This window comes from Geothrix sp. PMB-07, from assembly GCF_030758935.1.
Lineage (GTDB): Bacteria > Acidobacteriota > Holophagae > Holophagales > Holophagaceae > Geothrix.
Genome location: NZ_CP132333.1, coordinates 3,753,124 through 3,771,562, shown reverse-complemented (window position 1 = coordinate 3,771,562; position 18,439 = coordinate 3,753,124). Strand labels below are relative to the sequence as shown.

Sequence of the window (18,439 nt, the reverse complement as noted above, 5' to 3'; positions counted from 1 at the left end):
GCATGGCCCTGGATGCCACTGTGGGCGGGTTTGGCGGGCATCTTGCTCATGGCTTCTCCGCCTGCAAAGGCTGCCCAGGAGCACGCATGAGCCTCACGCCCATCGGTTCGGATCAATCCCAGAGCATCGGCACCCTGCTCCTGCAGCAGCTGAATGCCATCGGATCCTCCACGACCCAGGATGCCAGCGGGCTATCAGGCCTCCTGGGGGACTTGATGACGCTCTCACCGGCTGCCCAGCAGCTCACCAAGGCGCCTGAGGAGGTGACCAAGGCCCTCAGTGACCTCCTCACGACGCAAAAGGATGTCTCCGGCGACATCGACAAACTGAAGACCTATTTCAAAGAGAATCCCAAGAGCCTGGCCACGGTGCTGGGCAGCCTGCAGGGCAGTTCGGCCACCTACGACGCCACCGGGGCCAATTCCGCCCTGCTCACGGCCCTGATGAACAACCAGAGCAAGAACTCGAATCCGGCCGCGCTGCTGACCCTGCTTCAGGGCTCGAAAGCACCCACGCTCTTCGATGCCCTGAACGATTCAGGCGGATCCGACAGTTCCCTTTCGATCTTCGGCTGATCAACCCAGGGCGATGGCGATCAGGTATCTCTGTCCGGCCAGGTCGCGCACCTGATGATTGATGCGCCAGCCCTGGGCCAGTTGCGCGCTGCCACAGAGGCTGCGCAATCGCAGAGCATGGCCGCCCAGGGGTTCGAGTTCGATCTGATCCAGGCCGAAGGCGAAGCCCTGGCCCAGGGCTTTCAGCAGGGCTTCCTTGGCCGTCCAGAGAAGCAGGTGTCCGTGCCAGCGTTCCTGCAGCGGTAGGGTGTCGGCCCAGGCGCGTTCCTGGGGGAGGAAGCAGGCCGAGGCCGCCTCCAGGGCATCCGAGGGCGCCAGGCATTCCAGATCGACGCCAATCCGGCCCCGCTCCGCCCACGCGACGACCCGCGCCCCGGTGGTTCGCGAGGTGCTGATGGATACGGGCTGTCCTTCCGCACCCAGGGCCCTGGGCCGCCCGCAGGCGTCCGGTTCCAGCTCAATCAGACCGTTGATGGAGATGTCGCTGGCATCTGAAACGTGAACCGCATATTCCAGGGGATGACTCCGACTTGCGTCTGCGCTCGAAGCATCCAGAGGCACGGGCATCATCTCCGCCCCCTTGGGGAAGGCCGCGCCGGTGAACCTTCCCAGCGGGTGCTGACGGGCAGGGATTCCCCCTTCATCACCAGCGACAGATCGCCGAGAACCGAGCCAGCCTCCAGGCGCGAACCGTAGAGCACCACCGAATCCATGCCCACGGAACATCCAGGTCCGAGGTGGATGCGATCCATCTTCATCACCCGGTCCTCGAAGAGGTGGGTCTGGATGGTGCAATCGGAGTTCAGCTGGGCGCCATCGCCGATGTCCACGAGATCGTATTCCGTCAGCCAGGTACTCTCCATGCAGACGCGGCGGCCGATGCGGGCGCCCAATAGGCGGAAGTACAGCGGCACCAGGGGCGTGCCCGCGAGCAAGCGGAGCAGCCAGGAATCCGCCAGGTTTTCATGCAGCCCGCTCACCAGTTCCGTGCGCCAGATGAAGCTGCACCAGAGGGGCTTCTCGCTCGGCTTGTAGTGACCGATGACAGCCCACTTGACCGCCACCACGAACAGGCAGGCCGCCAAGCCGCCGGCGAAATAGAGGAGGGGCAGGGAGAGGGCCGCGGTCCCGAGCGAGGTGGCTTCCTCGATTTCCGTGAGGGCGGTGAGCAGCAGGCTGGTGATCACCACGAATCCGGCGACGGGCGCGAGGACCCGGAACTGCTCGATGAAGGCCCGCAGGAGAATCATCCGCTTGGGCGGCCGGAACGTGGCTGCTTCGCCAAAAGTGGCACTCTCCTGCCGGTGCGGCAGGTAGATGGCCGGGGAGCCCAGCCAGGAACTGTCGGCGCGGGCGGCCTCCAGGGGATCGATGGGAGGCACGGACAAGACGCCCACCAGTACGCTGTCTCCGAGGACGGTCCCGGAGGGGATCAGCGCGCTGTTGCCCACAAACGCGCGGCGTCCCACTTGGGTGGCCGCGAGGGTGACGCGACCCAGATCCACGCGCGGGGGACCGAAGGACACACAGTCGGCGATGAAGCTTTCGTCCCCGATCTCGAGCAGGTCCGGGCATCCCGAACCGGCGGTGGACACCTCGGCCCAAGCCCCCAACTTCGCGCCCAGCAAGCGGAACCATGGGGCCAGATACAGGGTGGCGTAGAGCGGCGCCAGCAGATCGAGGCCCACACTCATGAGGCGGTCCACGTACCATTTGCGCAGGATGAAGCCGCTGTTCAGGTCGTAAGTTCCGGGCTTCACGCGCCCCACCAGCAGCCACTTGGCGGCGGCGATCTCCAGGGCGAGCAGCACCACGAAGGAAAGGGCCACCACGGGCGCCACCACCAGGTAGGCGAAGTAGCCCGGCGTGGCGGCGTAGAGCTCGTTGATGAGGATCAGGCCCGGGAAGATGGCGAGGAGGAAGGCCATGGGAATCATGCAGGCCCCCAGGGCCTGAACGGCAGCGATGCCCATACGCCGTGCTCGAGAGGGGCGGGGCAGATCCTGGGTCAGGCGCGTGCGATCCGTGGCCGTGGGCGGCAGGGGCCGGGCCGGTGAGCCCGTCCAGTGCTGGCCCGTGGCGATCCGTGCGCCGGTTGGCAGCAGGCTCAGGTCTTCCAGAATGGCGCCATCCTCCATGATGGAACCGGCGCACAGGATGGAGCGGTTGCCCACGTAGCAGCGGCGTCCGATGCGGATGGGGCCGATCTCCAGGAAGCCATCCTCCAGGGTGTAGCCGCTCAGTCGCGCATCCTGGCCGATGCTGGCTTCGTCGCCGATGTCGGTGAGATCAAACGCCGCGAGGGAGGTGGTGGCCAGGTGCACGCCGCTGCCGATGCGGGCGCCCATGAGGCGGAAGTACAAGGCCAGCCAGGGGGATTCCACCAGGTAGTCCAGGGGCGCCGCGGCGATGATCCGCTGGGTCAGCCACCAGCGCCAATAATAGAGGCCCCAGATGCGGTGGCGTCCGGGTTTGATGCGGCCCAGCAGCAGCCACTTCGCGGCGATGGAAAGCACGAACATGGCGGGATAGATGAGGGTCAGCGACAGCAGGGCCGCGCTGATGCCCAGGAAGCGTGACGTGTCGTGATCCTGGCTCCAGCTGTAGACGAGATAGGGGCTGAGCCACTGCAGCGCGTAGAACCCCAGCAGGGGATAGAGCGACAGGAGCTGGGCCAGGACGCAGAGCCCATAGCGCCAGGCCGGCAGTGGTTCCGCGGGGGGAAGCTGCGCCTGATCGGAGACGGGCCCCGATTCCTGGCGGGCATCCAGTTCCGCGGCCAGAACGCGCAGGGTGGGAAAGGCGTACACATCGGGCACTGCCAGGCTCTCGAATCCGGCGTGCTGACGAAGCTCTGAAACCATGGCCGCGGCCAACAGCGAATGCCCGCCCAGATCGCGGAAGAAATCCTCATCCAAGCCCGGTGCACGGCCCTGGAAGAGGCGCGCCCACTGTTCGCGCAGCCGCTTCTGCGTGGGTGTCAGTGCATCGCTCTCGGTGGATGGGAGGGCCCGTCGCCGGGTGGGCGCGGGCAGGCGCTTCCGGTCCAGCTTCCCGCTGGCGAGGGTGGGCAGCTCCGCCAGGGCATCGATGGAGGCAGGCACCATGTAGCTGGGCAGGCGCTGGCGCAGGGCCCGCAACAGGCGATCCGCATCGAAGAGGGCTCCTGGCTGCAGAACGACGTAGGCTACCAGTCGCTCGGGGTCATCCGCCTTCCAGAGCGTGACCGCTGCGGCCACAACCTCTGCTTCCACGCGGAGCGCGGCTTCGATTTCCTCCAGCTCGATGCGGAACCCCCGCAGCTTCACCTGGGTGTCGATGCGACCGAGGAATTCTAGATCTCCGTCAGCGTTGAAGCGCACGCGATCCCCGGTGCGGTAGAGGCGCTCGGTGAGGGGCCCATCCGAGAAAGGATTCGGGATGAATCGTTCGGCCGTGAGATCGGGCCGACCCAGGTAGCCCCGGGACAGGCCCGCTCCTGAAAGGTGCAGCTCCCCGGGCACTCCGATGGGGCACAGGCGCCTCTCGGCATCCAGCACGTAGACCCGGTCATTGGGCACGGCCTTGCCGATGGTGACGGCCTGTCCGGGCCTCAGATCGGTCCAGGTGGAGATGACCGTGGCCTCCGTGGGGCCATAGGTGTTCACCAGCCGGAGGTCGGGGCGCCACCAGCGGGCCACCAGATCTTCAGGACAGGCTTCGCCCCCGAGGATGAGCAGGCGAAGGGTGGGAATGCGGTCCGCGAGGAGGCCCAGCAGCGTGGGCACCGTGGACAGCACGGTGATTCCGGCTTCGGTGAGTCGCTTCCCAAGATCCGGTCCCGACTGCATCAGCGCGGGCGTGCCCGCAATCAGGCAGGCCCCGCTGGCCCATGCCAGCCAGAGCTCTTCCACCGAAGCGTCGAAGGCCAGGGAAAAACCCTGAAAGATGCGGTCCTCTGCATGCGGCGCGAAGAGCCGCTGCTCGGCCCGCACCAGCGTGCAGGCTGCAAGGTGGGTGATGGGCACACCCTTGGGCGTGCCCGTGGAGCCGGAGGTGAAGATGACGTAGGCCAGATCCTCGGCCCCGGGGCCGACGGAAGCAGGTTCGTTCTCTGTGCCCCCGGCGCCCAAAGCGGTGGAATCGACCTGGGAGCAGGGCAGATCGGGAACGGTTCCCAGCGAGGGCGAAGCCAGCAGCAGGTGCATGCCGCATTCCAGGGCCACCTGCCGGACGCGGGCCGGAGGAAGGCCGGGGTCCAGGGGCACGTAGGCGGCTCCGCTCTTGAGGATTCCCAGCAGGGCCGCGTAGGCCTGCAGCCCGCGGGGCATCCAGTGCCCCACCAGGGAACCCTGGCCCAGGCCTCGTTGCCGAAGGCCGAGGGCAATGGCCTCTGCCAAGGCATCCAGCTCGGCATAGGTCCAGGTTCGACCATCCTCTTCGATGGCGGGCAGGGCCCCATGACGGCGTAGGGTGGCCGCGAAGAGGTCGGCCAGGGATCCCGGCGTGCTCAGTTCAGGATCGAAGGCCGGGCCGGAGAAGGGGCCCAGCAGCACGGCCCGCTCTTCGTCATCCAGCATGGACAGCCCCTCCAAGGCGGATTCGGGCCCGTCCAGAATCAATCGGTACAGTCGACTGAAGTGACGCAGGATCCAGGGCGTCATGGGGGGTGTCGCGCCGGCTTCCATCTGCAGCCGGGCCTCCTGGCCGCTGATCTGGATGCGCCCGCGAAAGGGCATGCCCTCCGCCGAGGTTTTCGCGGTGAGCGCGAAGGCCTCGGGGCGTCCGAGTTGAAGGGCCAGGGTCTCGGCGGTTATCTGTGTCGAGGGGCCTTCACCCAGTTGAAGGGAAGCGCTTCGCAGACCGCCATCCGCCTCTGCCTCCAGCAGCAGGTCGTCTTCTCCCAGGTGCCCCTGCGCCAGGCGCGCGAAGGCGAGGAGGGCCGCCGTGCTGGGGGTGATGGCCGTGGAAGAAAGCATGGGTTGTCCAGGAACCAGGGTGGAATCGGGAGGGTTTCCCGGAGACATCCGGCTCTGGGACATCCTCCCATGCGCGGTGTGTCGGCCTATCCCCTAGGACCCGAGGCGGAACGGGAGGGTTGAAGACGGGGCTGTTCAGCGGCTGAAGAAGGGATCCAGGATCACCGCCGCCGTGAGCACCAGGGCGAAGAGGTTGATGTTCATGAAAACGCGCCGGTAGAGCGGAGCATCCTGGCCGGGGTTCAGAAGAGGCAGGGATCCGATGACAAGCCAAACGGCGCCGAGGCCCAGCATGATCTCCGCGGGCCGGGACACCAGCACGCGGAACATCGGCAGCAGACCACAGGCGGCCGCCGTGCCGCAGGTCCAGGTGAAGGTCAGGCGCGAAAGGCGGGGACGTCCGAAGAGGCCGACGAGGGTGGGGTAGCCCGCCTCTTCGTAGCCTTCGGCGTGGAGGCCCACCAGCAGCCAGAAGTGGGGCACCTGCCAGATGAAGAAGACGAAGGCCAGGGCCAGCACGGAAGGATCCGCGGCACCGCCGCCTGCGGCCGTCCAGCCGATGGCCGGAGGCAGGGCGCCGATGAGGGAGCCGGGCACCACGGCGAAGGCGCTGACGCGCTTCAGGGGCGTGTAGAAGCCGTTGTACCAAACCAGGGCCAGGGCCCCGAGCAGGGCGGAAGTCAGGTTGTGGGCCAGCCACAGTACCAGGAAGCCCGAGATGGCCATGACGCCAGCGATGATGGCAGCCATGGCAGGGGTGAGGTCGCCGCGCGGAATGGGCCGGTTGGCGGTGCGGGGCATCAGGGCGTCGAGCTTGTGCTCCTGCACCTCATTGAACGCGCTGCTGCCCATGGCCAGCAGGAGGATGCCCAGCAGGGTCGTGATGAGCCCGGCGTTCGCCCCCCGGAGGAAGGCCACGTAGCCCGCCGCCGCCGTGAAGGTGGAGGCGCCGGAGATCCGGAGCTTGGTCAGCTCCAGGAAGATGGAAACCGGACTGGGTTTGGGAAGGGTCGCGGTGGCTGCGCTCAAAAGAGTCTCTCTCGGGAATTCCGGGTTGATCGGTTTTTATTGCGGAACACAGAGGATGCGGAAATCTTGCAGAAGCTCACAGAGAAGGACGGGCTGGCCCTGGATGGTATTCCGTCCACAGTGTCCTAACTGTGTTCCGCTTTTCATGATCCTAGTTCAGGCCCTTGATGTAACCCACGACCTCGTTCAGCTCCTGTTCAGAAAGCTGGATCTGGGGCATGGCGGGCGGATAGCCGCGCACCACCTGCTCGCCGGGCTTGAGGATGGAACGGCGCAGGTAGGCGTCATCCACGCGGATGATCTTCATGGCGCCGGCCATGAGGATCTGCTCCTCACGGCCGTAGAGGGCCTTGAGGGTGGGGCCCACCTTGGGTTTGCCATCCACGGAGTGACAGGCGGTGCAGCCCTTCTCCGTGAGGATTTGGAGGCCTTTGGGCAGGTCCTTCAGGTCGGGGTGGGCATCGTTGGCGCGGATGGCCTTGCCGGGTTCGGGGGCATCCTCGCCGCCGAAGTACCAGGCCTTGAACTCATCCTCGGGCACGACCACGACCTTGCTCAGCATGAGGCTGTGATCCACGCCGCAGATGACGGTGCACTCGATGTCATAGGAACCGAGCTTGGTGGCCTGGAACCAGGTGGTGTTGGTGCGGCTGGGGACGGCGTCCACCTTGATGCGGAAAGAGGGTACGAAGAAGCCGTGCACCACGTCCACGCTGTTGACGTCCATCTTCATGGGTTTGTTGATGGGCGCGAACAGCACTTTGGTCTGCTTGCCGTTGGGGTATTGGAAGGACCAGCTCCACTGGCGGGCGGTGACCTTCACGGCCATGGCATCGCGGGGAGCGAGGCGCATGTATTCGAAGTTGGTCCACCCGTAGTAGAAGATCGTGAGAAACAACACGAGAGGGATGGTGGTCCAGAGAACTTCGAGGCCCACGTGGCCGTCGATCTGCGAGGCGACGGGATTGCGCTTCTTGCTGTAGCGCACCACGAAGTAGATCATCAGCGCCGTGATGAAGATGAGGAAGGCCACAGAGAGGCCGAAGATGTAGAAGAAGACGGCGTCGGATTTCTGCGCTGAGAGGGCGGCTTGGTTCATCCATTCCATGGGAGGCCTCAGCGGAAAGCGACGTCAGAGAAGAGCATGGCGAAGAAGATCAGCAGCGTGCCCAGGGTCACCAGCACGACGATCTTCAGCAGCGGCCCTTCGTATTTGAGGTGCATGAAGTAGTAGAAGACCAGACCCGCCTTGAGGGGCGTCAGGATGAGCAGGCCCCAGACGGCGGCCGTCTGGCCGAAGTGGCTGAGGCTCACCAGGCAGCCGGTGAGGATCAGGAGGGCCACCCAGACCTTGAAGAAGATGGCGTAGCCCGGGTGTTCGACATGGGCTTCACTCGGGTGGTCGGCGGTGTGTGCGGCGTGTTCGCTCATGGTCATGCCCCTACGCGGCCAGGTAGAACAGGGGGAGGAGGAAGATCCAGATCACGTCCACGATGTGCCAGTAGAGACCGCTGTTCTCCAGGTGGACGTAGCGGTCGGCGCGGATGCGGTCCGTGGCCACCCACCAGAGCATGACACTCAGCACGCCCAGACCCACGATCACGTGGAGCCCGTGGATGCCGGTCATCGTGAAGTAGAGGCCGAAGAACACCTGCTCGCCCGGAGGCAGCGTGGCCAGATGGGGCGAGTTGGGGTAGAGGCCGTGGTGGAACTTGGCACCCCACTCGAAAGACTTGATCACCAGGAAGACCAGGCCCAGGACCAGCGTAGTGCCCAGGGCCAGCATGGCCCGCTTCTTCTCGGAGCGCTGGATGGCCACGATGGCCAACACCACCGTGAGGCTGCTGGTGAGCAGCACCACCGTGTTGATGATGCCCAGGGTGGCGTTCAGCTCGGCGCCGCCGTGGTGGAATTCCACGGGGTATTTGTTCCGCATGTAGGTGTAGCTGATGAAAAGGCCGGAGAAGAGAACGATCTCGGTGACCAGGAACAGCCACATGCCAAGGCGGGCACCGAAGTCGTCGCGATGAACGTGGCCGGTCATTTCGCCTCCGTCGGCCCGAACTGATAGGGGCCCTGCGTGATGGTGGGGATCTCCTCGAAGTTCTCGAGAGGCGGCGGGCTGGGGATGGTCCACTCGAGGGTGATGCCACCCCAGGGGTTGTCCTCGGCCTTCTCACCCTTGAAGAGGGCGTAGACCAGGGTTCCGAAGAACAGGATGAGCCCCAGGATCAGGAACCAGCTGCCCACAGTCATGACCACGTGGATGGTGTGGAACTGGGGCAGATGCACGTAGTAGCGGCGAGGCATGCCCATCATCCCGGCGATCATCATGCCGAAGTAGAGGGTGTTGAAGCCGATGAACATGGGGAACCAGGAGGCGTAGATCGCCTTCTTGGAGTACATCTTCCCGAACATCTTGGGGAACCAGTAGAGCAGCGCCGCGAAGAGCGCCATGCCGGTGCCGCCGAACATCACGTAGTGGAAGTGGCCCACGATGAAGTAGGTATCGTGGATGTGCACGTTCAGGGCCAGGGCGCCGTTCATCACGCCGGTGAGGCCGCCGATGCAGAACAGGAAGATGAAGGTCAGCGCGAAGAAGAGGGGCGGCTGGAAGTCGATGCTGCCCTTGTAGAGGGTGCTCACCCAGTTGAACACCTTGATGGCGCTAGGCACGGCCACGACCATGGTCAACAGCGAGAACAGCAGGTGGGCGAAGGGGCTCATGCCGCTGGTGAACATGTGGTGGGCCCACACGAGGCTGCCGACGCCCGCGATGGACATGGAGCTGAAGGCGATGGCCTTGTAGCCGAAGATGGGGCGCTTGGTGAAGGTGGGGATAATCTCCGAGATCACGCCCATGGCCGGCAGGATCATGATGTAGACGGCCGGGTGCGAGTAGATCCAGAACAGGTGCTGGTAGAGGAGGGGATCGCCGCCCTTGGCGGGATCGAAGATGCCGATGCCAAAGAAACGCTCCAGGATGACCAGCACCAGGGTGATGGCGACGATGGGCGTGGCCAGCAGCTGGATCCAGGAGGTGGAGTAGAGGGCCCAGCACATCAGCGGCATGCGGAAGAACTTCATGCCCGGGGCCCGCAGGCGGTGGATGGTGGTGATGAAGTTGATGCCCGTGAGCATGGACGAGAAGCCCAGCACGAAGGCTGCGAACACCGCGAGGCTCACGTTGGTGCCGGTCTTCAGGCTGAAGGGGGCGTAGAAGGTCCAGCCCGTGTCCGGCGCGCCACCGCCTGTGAAGAGGGAGAGCACGGCCAGGATGGCACCGGCGATGAAGAAGTACCAGGAGGCCAGGTTCAGGCGGGGGAACGACACGTCCTTCGCACCGATGAGGATGGGCAAGAAGAAGTTGCCGAACACCGCCGGCAGGCCCGGGATCACGAACAGGAAGATCATGATCACGCCGTGGACCGTGAACAGGGCGTTGTAGGTCTGGGCCGTGATGATCTTCTGGAAGCTGGTGAGCTGCACCAGGCGCATCACGAAGCCGATGCCCACGCCCACGAAGAAGAAGATGACCATGGAGTACAGGTAGAGCAGAGCCACTCGCTTGTGGTCGGTGGAGGTCAGCCAGGCCATGAGGCCCTTGCGCTCCCCGGTGTCCACCAGGAAGCTCGGCTGTGGGGTTGCGGCGTGGGTGCTCATGCGCCCTCCTCTGGCTTGACCGTGGCTTTCCGGCCCTTGCGGGTGATCACGATCAGGAAGATCGCGGCGGCCAGGAGAATCACCGTGGCGCCGATGGTCGTGAAGTTCAGGACGTAGCGCCGTCCCGCCGGGTCGTAGCTGAAGCAGAATTTCAGGAACTTGTTGATGGTGGGCTGGGCCTCGCCGCGGGCGGCCTCCTGGGCCGCCAATTCGAGGTCGGCCGGCAGGTAGGTGACGCCGTACATGTAGCGGGTGACCTGGCCCTTGGGGCTCAGGAAGATGATGGCGCCGGCGTGGACGAAGTCATCGTTGACGCGCTTGAACTTGAAGCCTACGGCATCCGCCAGGGCCTTGGTGGTGGCGCCAGGGCCCGTGAGGAAGCGCCAGGCGGCCGGTGGGAAGGGGCGCGTGATCTCGGCGATGTAGTTGGTGCGCTTCTGGGCGGCGACCTCAGGCTCATCCCGTTCATCGAAGCTGACCGTGATGACCTGGAAATCCTTCCCCGGCTCGGCCTTGGTGCGGTTGACCACTTCGGCCACGCCGCTGAGCTGGGGCGTGCAGATGCCAGCGCAGCGGAAGTAGTTGAGGGTGAGGATGGTGGGCTTGTCGATGAGCTGGCGAAGCGTGACGGGCTTGCCGTCCTCGCCTTTCAATTCGAGGTCGAGGGGAATGGTGGCGCCCAGCTTCTCGTTGATGCCCACTTCCTCAGGGCTGAAGGAGGGGGCTGCCGTGGGTGCAGCCTGTCCCCGCAAAACGCCAGGGAGGCCCAGGAGTGCCGCCAGGGTCAGCGGAGTCAGGATGCGCCGGAGGATGGGTGTGCTCATGGTGTCTCAGCGGATCGTGGAGGCGGGAGCCTGGGGCTTGGAGGCCTCGTACTCCCGGCAGAGCGCCGCGATGGCGCGACGGACAGGGATCCGGTTGGGAATGACTTCACCGGCACTGGCAAAGAGCTTTTCCAGAGCTGCCATCGCCTTGGGGTCGTTGGCGCCGTGGTCGAAAGCGCCCAGGGCCTGCACCGTGTGGGCCAAGGCCATGCGGTCCTTCTTCGAGAGGTAGTTGTAGGACACCATCGAGCTGCCCTTGATGCCCTCATCCAGCGTCTTGTAGATGTGCTCCAGGTGGGCGCCGTTCTTCCAACCCGCGTTCTCCGTGAAGTTGCGCGGCTTGGGGTTCAATCCTTTGCCCGCAGCGCCGTCGCCCTTGCCCTCGGGACCGTGGCAGGTGGCACAGTTCTGAGCGTAGAGGGCCTTGCCGCGGGCCATGAGGGTTGGATTCGGCGTCATCACCGTGGCGGGGTCGATGGGCGGGATGACCTCGCGGGGCATGGCGGGGTAGTCTGTGGGATCCAGCCAGCCGGTCTCACCCTGCACGGCCTGGACCGGAGCATCGGCGGCGGTATGGGCCTGATAGCGCATGCCGGGCACGGCGATAAAGCCGAAGAAGGCGGCGATGAAAATGAAGCCGATCACCACCAGCAGCGCGGTGAAGAGGCGCTTCAACTCTTCGGGAGAGAGGTAGTCGTTGATCTTCATAGCCGGAACTCCAGACCCTCGCGGAGGAAGGGATCGCCGACAGGCATGTCTTCACCCTTCTGCATGGCGCCACGGATCCACAGAACCATGCCGCCGATGAAGAAGAGGGCGAAGCTGAGCTCGGGCCACGAGAAGTGGGGGGTGACGCCGAGGATGGGGAAGATGAGCCAGTACATGTCCAGCACATGGGCGCCGAGCATGAGGTAGGCCACGCGGCGCAGCCGCTTGGGATCCTTCTTGGCATCCCGGGTCACCAGGGCGAAGAAGGGGAGGACGAAGTGCAGGGAAGCCAGGGCGATGGTGAGGGCCCGCCAGGAACCGGCCAGGCGCACCTTGTAGTAGATGACCTCGTCCGGCAGGTTGGCGTACCACATGAGCATGTACTGGGCGAAGCCGATGTAGGACCAGAACACGGTGAAGGCAAAGAGGAAGGCGCCCAGGTTGTAGAGGTGGTCCCCCTTCACTCCCTCAAGGCGGCCCTGATCCTGGAGGTAAAGCACGGACAGCGCCGTGGCGGCCAGGCCGCTCAGGAAGGCCCCGGCGAAGACGTAAACGCCGAAGATGTCGCTGTACCACTCAGGCGTCAGGCCCGAAATCCAATCAAACGCGATGAGGGTGATGACCAGGGCGAAGATCGCCATGAAGGCGGGGGCGAACTTGCGGGCCCGGATGTTGAAGGCGGGATCCTTCGTCGTGTCCTGGTTCAAGGAGCCCTTCACCAGGACGGCCAGTCCCAGGAGGACCAGGGCGAAGGCGATCAGGGTGCGGACGGAAAAGAAGGGAATGCTCAACCAGAAGGCCTTGCCCGCCAGGATGGGGTGGTGGGCCGCCTCAGGCCGGGTGCCCGGGTAGAGCACGGGCAGGGCGAAGAGGCCGATGAGCCCCACGGGGATGGCGGGGATCAGCAGGGTGGCCAGGCGCTCGGGAATGCGGCGCACGGGCACGCTCCACCGGGCGCTCACGAGGTGCTCGAGGGCCACGATGAAGAGGGCGCCGAGCCCCAGGGTGAACATCAGCACGAACCAGAGGACCCAGTTGGCCCAGAAGCGTTCGTGCCCGGCGGCGGCATAGCTGCCGATGACGCCCAGGGCACCCAGGGCCGTGGCTCCCAGGAGCAGGGGAGAAGCGGTTTTATTCTGGCTCGCAGTATTGTGCTGGCTCATGGTGCCACCTTGAGGTCCTCGTCCTTGGCGTTCTGCGCGCGCTGGAGGGCACGCACGTAGTGCACCACCGACCAGCGTTCCGATTCCGATAGGTAGGGAGCGTGGGAAGGCATGGAATTCTTGCCGTTCACGATGGCCCAGTAGATCTTGCCGTCGGTGTAGTCCCGGAACTGCTGGGACTGCAGGTTGGCGGGCTTGCCGCCGTAGGCCGAGGTCAGGCTGCCCATGCCGTTGCCGAGGGCGCCATGGCAGACCTCGCAGCGGTTGTGGTAGGCCTTCTTGCCCACCGCGAACACCTCAGGGGTGCGGGGCAGGGGATTGGCCAGGGCGGCGGAGGCATCCTGGGTGCCGGTGGCCGTGGGCAGGTGGCCGCGGGCCACGGTGCCGGCCACGGGCTGCTGCATGCCGTGCCCATCCTTGAAGAAGGCGGAGGCCTTCTGGGCATTGAGGCGTGGCTGATCCTGCATGTTTACCATGGGCCGCATCAGGGGGAACCACTTGATGGCGAAGAACATGGCCAGACCGGCCACCACACAGGCCACGAAGATCCCGCCCAGGGTGCGCAGGATGTAGTCGCTGGTGAGGAAGGGGCTTCGATCGGGAGCCGGCAACACTTCCACTAAGGCGGCGCCTGCCTCCTTCAGGGCCTGGGCGGCAGCGGCGGCGTTGAAGCCTTCGCCTTCAGCCTCAATGGCCAGGGCGTAGCGGTCACGCGTGATGCCAGTGATGGCTTTCGACGACAGCACCGGGTGGCCGAAGAAGGGCAGTTTGTTCAGCAACAGGAGCATGCCCAGGCCGGCGGTGAAGGTGGAGAACAGCACCGTCACTTCAAACATGATGGGGATGAAGGCTTCCCAGGAGTTCGCAGCCTTGCCGCCGGTGATGATGGGGTAGTCGATGGCGCTGATCCAGTATTGGAACCCGAAGGCCGTGAGGGCCCCCAGGACGCCCATGACCAGCACCATGCCGCCGAGCGGCGACTTGCGGTGGCCCAAGGCATCATCGATGCCGTGGATGGGGTAGGGTGTGTAGGCCTCGACGGTGCCCAGCTGGGCGCCCCGGGCCTTGGGAATGGCCTGCATCAGGGCGTCAGGGGTGTCGAAGAGGCCGAGGACGGCGTAAGAGGTCTCAGACATGGTGGTCGTCTCCATGGTGAGAGGGCTGCGCGTCCGGCAGGATCGCCTTCACCTCGGTGGTGGCGATGACCGGCAGCACCCGGGCGAAGATGAGCACCAGGGTGAAGAAGATCCCGAAGGTGCCGAGCAGGATGCCGAAGTCGGTCAAGGTGGGCTTGTAGATGCGCCAGGCCGAGGGCAGGTAGTCCTGGTGCAGCGAGATCACGATGATCACGAAGCGCTCGAACCACATGCCGATGGTCACGCCGATGGCCACGAAGATCATCCAGAAGTAGCTGGCCCGGGCCTTCTTGAACCAGAGGATCTGGGGGATGAGGATGTTGCAGCTGATGGTGACCCAGCCAGCCCAGCCGTAGGTGCCGCTGATGATGTTCTTGAAGCCGTGATGGAGGAACTCGTTCTGGGAATACCAGGCCGTGAACCCTTCCATCATGTAGCTGTAGCCCATGATGCAGCTCATGGCGAGGATGACCTTGTTCATCACATCCAGGTGGCGCAGGGTGATGAGGTTCTTCAACTGCATGGTTTCGCGCACGACCACCAGCACGATCACCACCATGGAGAACCCGGCGAAGATGGCGCCCGCCACGAAGTAGGGCGGGAAGATGGTCATGTGCCAGCCGGGCACCACGGACGTCGCGAAATCGAAGCTCACCACGGAGTGCACGGAAAGCACCAGGCCCGTGGCGAGGCCAGCCAGCAGCAGGTAGGCCTTCTCGTAGTGCTGCCAGTGGGTGGCCGCACCGCGCCAGCCCACGGCCAGGATGGTGTAGATGGTCTTGCGCAGCTTGCTGGTGGTGCGGTCGCGCATGGAGGCGATGTCGGGGATGAGGCCCAGGTACCAGAACATCAGCGACACGGAGAAGTAGGTGTTCACCGCGAAGACGTCCCACAGCAGCGGCGACCGGAAGTTGGTCCAGAGCGCCCGCTGATTCGGGTAGGGGAAGAGCCAGTAGGCCAGCCAGGGTCGGCCGACGTGGATCAAGGGGAAGATCACGGCACAGATGACCGCGAAAATCGTCATGGCCTCTGCGAAGCGGGCGATGGCGTTGCGCCAGCGCTTGCGGAACAGGAAGAGGATGGCCGAGATCAGCGTGCCGGCGTGGCCGATGCCCACCCAGAACACGAAGTTGATGATATCGAAGGCCCAGAACACGGGGCTGGTGTTGCCCCAGGCGCCGATGCCCTTGTAGAAGGTGTAGCCGATGCAGGCGAGGCCCACGAACATGGCCGAGAGGGTGACAGCCAGGCCGAGGTACCACTGCTTGGGAGGCTTGGTCTCAGGAAACGCGAGGACCTGATCGTCGAGGCTGCCTGGGGTGACCCGACCCTCGGTGAGCGCGGGCTCGAGCAGGGCCTCCGGAATGGCGCCGGCGTGGGCGGCGTCAGTGCGCATGGGAACCTCCAACGATCGCCTCGCCAGCGGGATTCTTCAGGTCGGCCAGGTAGGTGATGGCGGGCTTGGCGCCGATCTCCTCCAGCACGCGGTAAGCGCGGCTGGCCTTCACCAACTGGGAGACCTTGCTCTTGGGGTCTTTCAGATCGCCGAAGACAATGGCGTCCGAGGGGCAGCCCGCCATGCAGGCGGTGGTCACTTCGCCGTCGAGGATGGCGCGGCCATCGCCCTTGGCGCGGATCTTCACGTCGTTGATGCGCTGCACGCAGAAGGAGCACTTCTCCATGACGCCGCGGGGACGGACGGTGACTTCGGGGTTGTTGGCCAGGGTCTCCGGCTCGGTCTTGTACGAGGTGTATTCCAGGAAGTTGAAACGGCGCACCTTGTAGGGGCAGTTGTTGGCGCAGTAGCGGGTGCCCACGCAGCGGTTGTAGGCCATCTGGTTGAGGCCGTCGGGGCTGTGGTTGGTGGCGTTCACCGGGCAGACGTTCTCGCAGGGCGCGTTGTCGCAGTGCTGGCAGAGCATGGGCTGGTGGACCACCTTCGGGTTTTCCAGTTCACCTTCGTAATAGCGGTCGATGCGGATCCAGTGCATCTCGCGGCCCCGGGCCACCTGCTCGGGGCCCACCACCGGCACGTTGTTCTCGGACTGGCAGGCGACGACGCAGGCGGAACAGCCGGTGCAGGCCGCCAGGTCGATGACCATGCCCCACTTGTGGTCGGGGAATTTCTGGTCCTCGTAGAGGGTCACCAACTCGGGCATGTGGTGATGGCCCTGGGGGTGGTGCTCGAACTCGTCCATGGTGAGGGAGCGGACGATGTCGCGGCCCTCCATGCGGTGGTGGCTCTGGGTGCGGGAGAGCTCCTTCTTGCCACCGGCCTTGGCCAGGCGCGCGCCCTTGCGCACATGGGCACTGGCGGGATCGAGGCCCAGCAGGGGGAAGGCGTTCACGCCCACACCCTTGGCGACGCCGCCGGTGCTGCGACCGTAACCGAGGGCCAAGGCCAGCACGCCCTTGGCTTGGCCGGGTTGGATGACCGCGGGCAGGGTGAGGGTGGTGCCCTCCAGCGATAGGCTGACCAGATCGCCTTCCTGGATGCCCAGGGCCTGGGCGTCCTGCACGGACACGGCCACGGGGTTGTCCCAGGTCATCTTGCTGATGGGATCCGGAGTTTCCTGCAGCCAGCTGTTGTTGGCGTGGCGGCCGTCGTGGGTGGCGAAGCCGGGGAAGAGCACCAGCTCCAGGTTCTGGGTCTTGGCCGCGGCGGCGGCCTTGGCGGCGGTAGCCACCGAGGCGCCCTTGAATGCAGGTGGCACAACCTTGTCTTCCACCTTTACCAGGCCATCATGCAGGGCCTGCTCGAAGGAGACGGTGAGGGGCAGGCTCTTCTGCCAGCGGGCCTTGAGGTAGGCGTGGTAGTCATCGGCGGACGCGGAGCCAAGGGCCTTGAGGGCGCCCAGGAGGATGTCCTCGCCCTGGCGGGTGTCGTAGAGGGTGCCGACGGTGGGCTGCTGCAGCACGGCGGCTTCAGGCGTGGTGAAATCGCCCCAGCTTTCCAGCCAGTGGTTTTCCGGGAGCAGCACTTGGCACTGGGCCGAGGTTTCATCCTCCACCTGACCGATCCAGGCCTTGTATGGCACCTTGGCCACCGCTTCCTTCCAGGCCGAGGCCTTGGGGAAGGTGTAGGCGGGGTTCACATCCCAGAAGAGGGCCACGGCGTAGTGCCCCTCGGCCATGCCCTTGGCGGCAGCCTCGAGATCCTTCACCGTGGCGAGGGGTTCGGCGGGACGCACCGCCACGGCAGCGGAACCAAGCATGGCGTTCAGCAGATGGGCGGCCTGATGCGCCTCGGCGGGCATCTGAGCCCCGCAGACCACCACCGCATGTTGGCCCGCATGATGAAGATCCTTGAGCAGGCTGGACCAGGCCTTGGCGGGGACTTCGGTCTGGGAGGGGATGGCGGACAGGTCCGTCCCCGCGGGCAGGGGAACGCCCTTGGCAGCCAGGTCCTTCGCCAGGGCGAAGGCCACTGCGGCCAGGCGTGAGGGCGCCACCGGAACGCGCTGATCGGCGTTGGTGCCCGTCAACGTGAGGGGGCCTTCCAGCACCCAGAGGCGGTTGATCTCCTCCTTCGCGTGCTTCAGTTTCCGCTTGGCACCCCAGGCACCGAGCGCCTCCGGGTCTTCGCCGCTGAGGAAGTCGGCGCCCAGGGAGAGAATGACCTGGGCCTTGTCGAGCTTGGGCTGAACCGCCACGGGCTGGCCGAAGCTGGCCTTGGCCGCTTCCTCGGCACCGTCGCCAGCGACAGGCTCGTAGGCCAGGTGCTCGAGCGTGGGCAGGGCGGCCTTGAGGTCCGCCAGCAAGGCCTTGCGGCTGGGTGAGACGACGGCGCCAGACACGAGCAGCACCGCCTTGCCAGAGGATTTGGCAGAGCGGAGGGCGCTTTGAAGCTGGCCCTCGGCGTCGGCCCAATTGGTGGTGCGTCCCCCGACCTTGGGCGCGCGGAGGCGGTCGGGATCATAGAGGCGCAGCACGTCGGCCAGGGTGCGCGGGCTGGTCTTGCCCTTCACGCCGGGGTGCTCGTCATTGCCGGTGATGTGGATGGGGCGGCCTTCCCGGGTCTTCACCAGCACGGGGTAGATGCGGCGGCCTTCGTTCGTGGCGCTGGCGTAGTAGTTGGCCACACCGGGCGTCACTTCCACGGGGCGCTTGGTGTAGGGCACCACCGTGCCCTGGCCCTTGCGATCGCAGGCCACGGTGGCGGCCACTGCGGCGGCGGCGCCCACCAGGCCGAAGAAGTCGCGGCGGGAAAAGCCGTCTCCGGCGGGCAGGCCGTGGACATCGTCGAAGTTGCCTGGAACTGCGCCGGGCAGGAATTCGTCGTGGGCGGCCTGGCGCGCCTCCGGCGTTTCAATGCGCTCTTCGAGGGTGCGCCAGAACTTCGGCGCTTCTACGGGGCCATGATCGGGGAGTCGTGTCTTCATC

The 18,439-nt window shown here is 65.4% G+C and carries 14 protein-coding genes; 1 reads left to right on the top strand and 13 read right to left on the bottom strand.

Features of this window, described 5'->3' with window-relative positions:
* Positions 1 to 86 precede the first annotated feature (86 nt).
* Entirely contained in the window at positions 87 to 575 is a 489-nt protein-coding gene (locus Q9293_RS16415; protein ID WP_306248382.1) for a hypothetical protein, read from the top strand.
* Here the strand turns inward: Q9293_RS16415 and Q9293_RS16410 are convergent, their stop codons facing one another.
* The 13 genes from Q9293_RS16410 to Q9293_RS16350 form a co-directional block, all read right to left on the bottom strand.
* On the bottom strand, positions 576 to 1,145 hold the full coding sequence (locus tag Q9293_RS16410) for a 4'-phosphopantetheinyl transferase superfamily protein (RefSeq protein ID WP_306248380.1): 570 nt from the start codon (positions 1,143 to 1,145) through the stop codon (positions 576 to 578).
* Positions 1,142 to 5,533: a Pls/PosA family non-ribosomal peptide synthetase gene (locus Q9293_RS16405; protein WP_306248379.1), complete on the bottom strand. Its 4,392-nt coding sequence runs from the start codon at positions 5,531 to 5,533 to the stop codon at positions 1,142 to 1,144. The genes Q9293_RS16410 and Q9293_RS16405 overlap by 4 nt, the downstream gene beginning before the upstream one ends.
* 135 nt (positions 5,534 to 5,668) lie before the next feature.
* The gene (locus Q9293_RS16400) at positions 5,669 to 6,562 is read right to left on the bottom strand and encodes a protoheme IX farnesyltransferase (RefSeq protein WP_306248377.1); all 894 of its coding nucleotides are present in this window, start codon (positions 6,560 to 6,562) and stop codon (positions 5,669 to 5,671) included.
* Positions 6,563 to 6,713: 151 nt separating this feature from the next.
* Complete coding sequence (coxB, locus tag Q9293_RS16395; protein ID WP_306248375.1) at positions 6,714 to 7,661, bottom strand: cytochrome c oxidase subunit II; 948 nt, start codon at positions 7,659 to 7,661, stop codon at positions 6,714 to 6,716.
* Between the two features lie 17 nt (positions 7,662 to 7,678).
* Complete coding sequence (locus Q9293_RS16390) at positions 7,679 to 7,993, bottom strand: cytochrome C oxidase subunit IV family protein (protein WP_306248373.1); 315 nt, start codon at positions 7,991 to 7,993, stop codon at positions 7,679 to 7,681.
* 10 nt (positions 7,994 to 8,003) lie between these two features.
* Positions 8,004 to 8,606 carry a cytochrome c oxidase subunit 3 family protein gene (locus Q9293_RS16385; RefSeq protein WP_306248372.1) on the bottom strand — a complete coding sequence of 201 codons (603 nt, stop codon included), beginning with the start codon at positions 8,604 to 8,606 and terminating at the stop codon, positions 8,004 to 8,006.
* Positions 8,603 to 10,225, bottom strand: a complete 1,623-nt coding sequence (locus tag Q9293_RS16380) for a cbb3-type cytochrome c oxidase subunit I (RefSeq protein WP_306248370.1) — start codon at positions 10,223 to 10,225, stop codon at positions 8,603 to 8,605. The genes Q9293_RS16385 and Q9293_RS16380 overlap by 4 nt, the downstream gene beginning before the upstream one ends.
* A complete protein-coding gene (locus Q9293_RS16375; RefSeq protein ID WP_306248368.1) occupies positions 10,222 to 11,049 on the bottom strand; it encodes an SCO family protein in 828 nt (275 codons plus the stop codon). The genes Q9293_RS16380 and Q9293_RS16375 overlap by 4 nt, the downstream gene beginning before the upstream one ends.
* Positions 11,050 to 11,055: 6 nt before the next feature.
* Positions 11,056 to 11,757: a cytochrome c gene (locus tag Q9293_RS16370; protein ID WP_306248366.1), complete on the bottom strand. Its 702-nt coding sequence runs from the start codon at positions 11,755 to 11,757 to the stop codon at positions 11,056 to 11,058.
* Entirely contained in the window at positions 11,754 to 12,920 is a 1,167-nt protein-coding gene (locus Q9293_RS16365; protein WP_306248364.1) for a hypothetical protein, read from the bottom strand. Before Q9293_RS16365 ends, Q9293_RS16370 begins: the two co-directional genes overlap by 4 nt.
* Entirely contained in the window at positions 12,917 to 14,056 is a 1,140-nt protein-coding gene (locus Q9293_RS16360; protein WP_306248363.1) for a quinol:electron acceptor oxidoreductase subunit ActD, read from the bottom strand. The genes Q9293_RS16365 and Q9293_RS16360 overlap by 4 nt, the downstream gene beginning before the upstream one ends.
* A complete protein-coding gene (gene nrfD / locus Q9293_RS16355; RefSeq protein WP_306248362.1) occupies positions 14,049 to 15,452 on the bottom strand; it encodes an NrfD/PsrC family molybdoenzyme membrane anchor subunit in 1,404 nt (467 codons plus the stop codon). Before nrfD ends, Q9293_RS16360 begins: the two co-directional genes overlap by 8 nt.
* Entirely contained in the window at positions 15,442 to 18,438 is a 2,997-nt protein-coding gene (locus Q9293_RS16350) for a TAT-variant-translocated molybdopterin oxidoreductase (protein ID WP_306248360.1), read from the bottom strand. Before Q9293_RS16350 ends, nrfD begins: the two co-directional genes overlap by 11 nt.
* Position 18,439: the final 1 nt, after the last annotated feature.

Coding starts and splice junctions, on each gene's coding strand:
- Q9293_RS16385 (WP_306248372.1), bottom strand. CDS start 8,606: ATGACCGGCCACGTTCATCGCGACGACTTCGGTGCCCGCCTTGGCATG.
- Q9293_RS16410 (WP_306248380.1), bottom strand. CDS start 1,145: ATGATGCCCGTGCCTCTGGATGCTTCGAGCGCAGACGCAAGTCGGAGT.
- nrfD (WP_306248362.1), bottom strand. CDS start 15,452: ATGCGCACTGACGCCGCCCACGCCGGCGCCATTCCGGAGGCCCTGCTC.
- Q9293_RS16380 (WP_306248370.1), bottom strand. CDS start 10,225: ATGAGCACCCACGCCGCAACCCCACAGCCGAGCTTCCTGGTGGACACC.
- Q9293_RS16370 (WP_306248366.1), bottom strand. CDS start 11,757: ATGAAGATCAACGACTACCTCTCTCCCGAAGAGTTGAAGCGCCTCTTC.
- coxB (WP_306248375.1), bottom strand. CDS start 7,661: ATGAACCAAGCCGCCCTCTCAGCGCAGAAATCCGACGCCGTCTTCTTC.
- Q9293_RS16415 (WP_306248382.1), top strand. CDS start 87: ATGAGCCTCACGCCCATCGGTTCGGATCAATCCCAGAGCATCGGCACC.
- Q9293_RS16350 (WP_306248360.1), bottom strand. CDS start 18,438: ATGAAGACACGACTCCCCGATCATGGCCCCGTAGAAGCGCCGAAGTTC.
- Q9293_RS16375 (WP_306248368.1), bottom strand. CDS start 11,049: ATGAGCACACCCATCCTCCGGCGCATCCTGACTCCGCTGACCCTGGCG.
- Q9293_RS16360 (WP_306248363.1), bottom strand. CDS start 14,056: ATGTCTGAGACCTCTTACGCCGTCCTCGGCCTCTTCGACACCCCTGAC.
- Q9293_RS16390 (WP_306248373.1), bottom strand. CDS start 7,993: ATGAGCGAACACGCCGCACACACCGCCGACCACCCGAGTGAAGCCCAT.
- Q9293_RS16365 (WP_306248364.1), bottom strand. CDS start 12,920: ATGAGCCAGCACAATACTGCGAGCCAGAATAAAACCGCTTCTCCCCTG.
- Q9293_RS16405 (WP_306248379.1), bottom strand. CDS start 5,533: ATGCTTTCTTCCACGGCCATCACCCCCAGCACGGCGGCCCTCCTCGCC.